Below are 4997 nucleotides of genomic sequence, written 5' to 3' on the forward strand. Positions count from 1 at the left end.
TCAGTCACCTTCGGTGACAGCTCTCCCAGAGGGAGAGCCAAGGTCGCTTCGCTCCTCGGAATGACACGTCAGGGTGGTGCGGCAGTGGGAACAGCGCATTGCATCGAATTCGCAATCCTTTTGCCGCTTCGCGGACGGGAGCGGCATGCCGCTCCCCTACGGGTGCAATCGGAGCATGCCGCCTTACAGCATCTTCTTCAGATACTGGCCCGTGAACGACGCCGGGCAGGCGGCAATGTCCTCCGGGGTGCCGGTGGCGACGATCGTGCCGCCTCCGTCTCCGCCCTCGGGGCCGAGGTCGATGATATGGTCGGCGCATTTGATGACGTCGAGGTTGTGCTCGATGACGAGCACGGTGTTTCCGGCGTCCACGAGCTTCTGCAGCACGTCGAGCAGCTTCTGCACGTCGTACATGTGCAGGCCCGTCGTCGGCTCGTCGAGGATATACATCGTGCGGCCCGTGGCGCGGCGCGCCAGCTCCGTTGCGAGCTTCACACGCTGGGCCTCGCCGCCGGAGAGCGTCGTGGAGCTCTGGCCGAGCTTCACATAGCCGAGGCCGACCTCCACGAGCGTTGCGACCTTGTCGCGGATGCGCGGCAGATTTTCAAAAAAGCCCAGCGCCTCGTCGGCCGTCATTTCCAACACGTCCGCAATGGACTTGCCGCGGTAGCGCACCTCGAGCGTCTCGCGGTTGTAGCGCGCGCCGTGGCACACGTCGCACGGGACGTAGACGTCCGGCAGGAAGTGCATTTCGATCTTCACAAGGCCGTCGCCGCTGCAGGCCTCGCAGCGGCCGCCCTTGACGTTGAAGGAGAAGCGGCCGGGGCCGTAGCCGCGGGCCTTTGCGTCAGCCGTGGCGGCGAACAGGTCGCGGATGTCGGCAAACAGGCCCGTATAGGTCGCGGGGTTCGAGCGCGGCGTGCGGCCGATGGGGCTCTGGTCGATGACGATTGCCTTGTCGAGGTTCTCGATGCCCTCGAAGCGGTCATGCCTGCCGGGGCGGACGCGCGCACGGTTCAGCACGGACGAGAGCTTTTTGCTGATGATCTCGTTGACGAGTGACGACTTGCCCGAGCCGGACACGCCCGTCACGCACGTCAGCGTGCCCAGCGGGATGCTGACGTCCACATTGCGCAGGTTGTTCTCGCGGCAGCCGAACACGCGCAGGAAATTCCCGTTCCCCGCGCGCCGCTGCGCCGGGACGGCGATGCGCCGCTTACCGGAGAGATACTGGCCCGTGATGCTGTCGGGCGCGTTCATGATGTCCTGCAGCGTGCCCTGCGCCATGATCTGCCCGCCGTGCACGCCCGCGCCGGGGCCGACGTCCACGATATAGTCTGCCGCGCGGATCGTGTCCTCATCGTGCTCGACGACGATGAGCGTGTTGCCGAGGTCGCGCAGGCGGCGCAGCGTGTCGAGCAGCTTGTCGTTGTCGCGCTGGTGCAGGCCGATGCTCGGCTCGTCGAGGATATAGAGCACGCCCATCAGCGACGAGCCGATCTGCGTGGCAAGGCGGATGCGCTGGGCCTCGCCGCCGGAGAGCGTCGCGGCCGCGCGGGACAGCGTCAGGTACCGCAGGCCCACGCTCTGCAGGAAGCCGAGGCGGGCGCGGATCTCGCGCAGGATCTGCTCGGCGATGACGGCCTGCGCGCCCTCTAGCCGCAGATCGTTCACGAATGCCAGCTCGCGGTCGACTGGCATGTCGCAGAATTCCGTGATGGACAGGCCGCCGACGGTCACGGCGCGGGAGATATCGGACAGGCGGCTGCCATGGCAGTGCGGGCAGGGGGAGGCGGACATCGTCTCCTCCAGCTCCTTGCGCATGGCCTCGGACTGCGTCTCGCGCACGCGGCGCTCGATGTTCGGGATGATGCCCTCAAACGCCTGCTCCAGCGTTCCGCGGCTGCTGCCGCGGTCGTAGTGCAGCGTGAGCTTTTCCCCGTGCGTGCCGTAGAGGATGACGTCCATGGCCTCCTTCGAGAGGCTGGAGATCGGCGCGTGCAGGTCGAAGTGATATTTCTGCGACAGGGCGTCGAAGTACATCCGCGCGATGGAGTCGCTGCGGATATTGCCCCAGCCGCTGGCCTGGATGCCGCCGTCGTAGATGGAGAGCGACGGGTCCGGGATGATGATGGCGGGGTCGACCTTCAAAAGGAAGCCGAGGCCGCTGCACTCCGGGCACGCACCCATGGGATTGTTGAACGAGAACATGCGCGGCGAAAGCTCCGGCATGGAGATGCCGCACTCGTCGCAGGCGTAGTTGCGGGAGAACAGCGTCTCCTCCCCGGTGTCCGGCTGCTGGATGACGACGAGCCCGCCGCCGTGCTCCAGAGCGGTCTCGACGGAATCCGTCAGGCGGCGCATCAGGTCGCCGCGCAGCACGAGGCGGTCGACCACCAGCTCGATGGTGTGCTTTTTGTTCTTCTCGAGTGTGATCTCCTCGCTCAGGTCATAGAGGATGCCGTCCACGCGCACGCGGGAGAAGCCGCTCTTCCGCGCGTCTGCCAGCAGCTTGACGTGCTCGCCCTTCTTGCCGCGCACGACCGGGGCCAGCACCTGAAAGCGCGTGCCCTCCGGCAGGGCCAGCACCTTGTCGACGATCTGGTCAACGGTCTGGCGGCGGATCTCGCGGCCGCAGCGCGGGCAGTGCGGCGTTCCGGCGCGCGCCCACAGCAGGCGCAGGTAGTCGTAAATCTCCGTCACCGTGCCCACGGTCGAGCGTGGGTTGCGGGACGTCGTCTTCTGGTCGATGGAAATGGCGGGGGACAGGCCTTCGATCACGTCCACGTCGGGCTTGTCCATCTGGCCCAGGAACTGCCGCGCATAGGCCGAAAGCGAGTCGACATAGCGCCGCCGCCCCTCGGCATAGATCGTGTCGAACGCGAGCGACGATTTGCCGGAGCCGGAAAGCCCCGTGAATACGCACAGCGCGTCGCGCGGGATCTCCACATCCACATTTTTCAGGTTGTTTTCGCGCGCACCGCGCACGAGGATGGAATTTCGCATAGCTGCCTCCTGCCGTTGATTTCTCTGAAGTCTTATTATACCACGCTGTCCGGATCGCAGCAACGAAAATTTATAAACAAATGTACGATTTTTCACCGACCGCCCGTGCCATTGTAGGGGAGGGGACAGCCGGGCCCGGCGCTGCACCAGCAGCCCGTACAAGCCACCGTTAAAATGGGGATGGCCCCCGATTTGTCATTGCGAGGAGGCGCAGCCGACGTGGCAATCTCGCAGAACCCGGCCGAATCGCGAGAAAGCGATCGGCGAAAACGCAACTGCCTCTCCGAGATTGCACCCCAAGGGCACTTCCTCGCGCTTCGCGCTCAGGGCGCCACGTCAGGGAAGTGCGAGTTGCATCAGCGCTCTCCCCTACAACATCCTGTCGAAAAAATCAAAAATCGCCATCAATCCGGATTTTTCCGGTCCAATTTCTCCTTTTCGGTTGCTTTCGCAGAAAAAATCCGTTATGATGGAAGGTAGAATCTGCAATTGCATTTTTCACGGCCGTTTCTGCCGCTGCCCGGCGCTTTTTCCGGTGCATAACGCAGCCGCGTCCGGTTAAAACAAACGAAAAACAAGGGACACGGGCTTTCGCCCGGCAGACTGTCAAAAAAACTGCCAAGCCAAAAGCTTCGGAGGGAAGAAAAGTGTGAAAGGAAACCGTCAGGGTGTCCTTTCGCGTCCAATCACCCGCCGCAGCGGCAGAATTGCAAAATAAGATACAACAAAATTCTATTTTGCAATTCTGAAAGCAGCTTGGCGAAAAGCCCGAAGGGATTTTTTGACAAGCTGACGGGCTTTCGCCCGGCCCCTACCGGCCTCTGCCTGCATGCCGGAGAGGAGGGCTTTTCTTGGAAGAAGATGATCTGTTATGGGTCCTGGGGGCCTTCCCCCAACCCGTTTTTCTGACGGACGGCGAGACCGTCCAATGGCGCAACGCCGCGGCGTCCGCCGTGCTCGATCCGGGCGCGTCCCTGCAGCCCATGCTGCAGGGCACGGCGTTCGGCCTGTGGTCGCGCAGGGGCACGCTGCGCCTGAGCCTGCCGTTCGGCGGGGCGCTGTGCGATTTTTCCGTCCGCGTGATGCAGCGGGGCCTGCTGTTTCTGGCCGACGCTCCGCACGAGCCGTCCGCGGCGGCCGGGGCGGCGCTCAAGGCCTCGGCCATTCTCCGCCGTCCGCTGCAGAATGTCATGACGGCGGCGCGCGAGCTGTTCGACCGCGTGGAGGACCTCGAGGAACCGGCGGCCACGGCCGTCTCCTCCGAGCTGAACCGCGGGCTGTATCAGCTCCTGCGCCTGTGCGGCCAGCTCACCACGGGCGGCGAGCTGCTGGCCGGCACCTGCAAGCCGGAGCGGCACCGCGTGGACCTGACGGCCCTGCTGGACGGCATCGCGGACGATGTCGCCCCGCTGCTCGAGCGCGCCGGGCGGCGCTTTGTCTACCGCGGCCTGCCGGCCGCCGTCACCGCCGATGCGGATGCCCAGCTTGTGGAGCGCGCGGTGTATAACCTGCTGTCCAACGCGCTGGCCTTTACCCCGGCGGGCGGCGAGATCTGCCTGAGCCTTGAGCGGCGCGAGCAGTCGCTGCTCATCCGCGTGACGGATACGGGCGAGGGCTTCCCGGAGAGCGTGCTCGGCACGCTGTTCGACCGCTACAGCCTCATCCCCGTCGGCGACCCGCGCTGGGGCACCGGCTATGGCCTGCCCATGGTCCGCGAGATCGCCCGCCTGCACGGCGGCACGCTCATGGCGGCCAATGTCCCGACCGGCGGCGCGGACGTGATGTTCACGCTCTCGCTCGTGCGCCGGCCCGCAGCCGTCCGCACCGCGCAGCAGCGCTTCGATTACCTCAGCGGCTACCGCCATGCCCTCGTCGAGCTGTCCGACAGCCTCTCCGCGTCGCTGTACGACCCCGCAACGGTGTCCTGATCAGCAGACTGCCGATGGCGCATTGCAGGGGAGCGGCACGCCGCTCCCGGCGCAGAGCTGCCG

At 65.3% G+C, this 4997-nt stretch carries 2 protein-coding genes; one reads left to right on the forward strand and one right to left on the reverse strand.

Annotated elements, in window-relative coordinates; translation table 11 throughout:
• Positions 1-183: 183 nt before the first annotated feature.
• Complete coding sequence (gene uvrA / locus WMO66_RS11425; RefSeq protein WP_349136548.1) at positions 184-3006, reverse strand: excinuclease ABC subunit UvrA; 2823 nt, start codon at positions 3004-3006, stop codon at positions 184-186.
• Between the two features lie 851 nt (positions 3007-3857).
• On the opposite strand from uvrA, the gene WMO66_RS11430 reads away from it, so the two are divergent.
• A complete protein-coding gene (locus WMO66_RS11430) occupies positions 3858-4934 on the forward strand; it encodes a sensor histidine kinase (protein WP_349136549.1) in 1077 nt (358 codons plus the stop codon).
• Positions 4935-4997 lie beyond the last annotated feature (63 nt).

Source organism: Faecousia intestinalis, from assembly GCF_040096185.1.
GTDB lineage: Bacteria > Bacillota > Clostridia > Oscillospirales > Oscillospiraceae > JAZOXB01.

What these genes read in the sequence shown, in the direction of transcription:
- uvrA (WP_349136548.1), bottom strand. Translation starts at nt 3,006, where the DNA reads ATGCGAAATTCCATCCTCGTGCGCGGTGCGCGCGAAAACAACCTGAAA.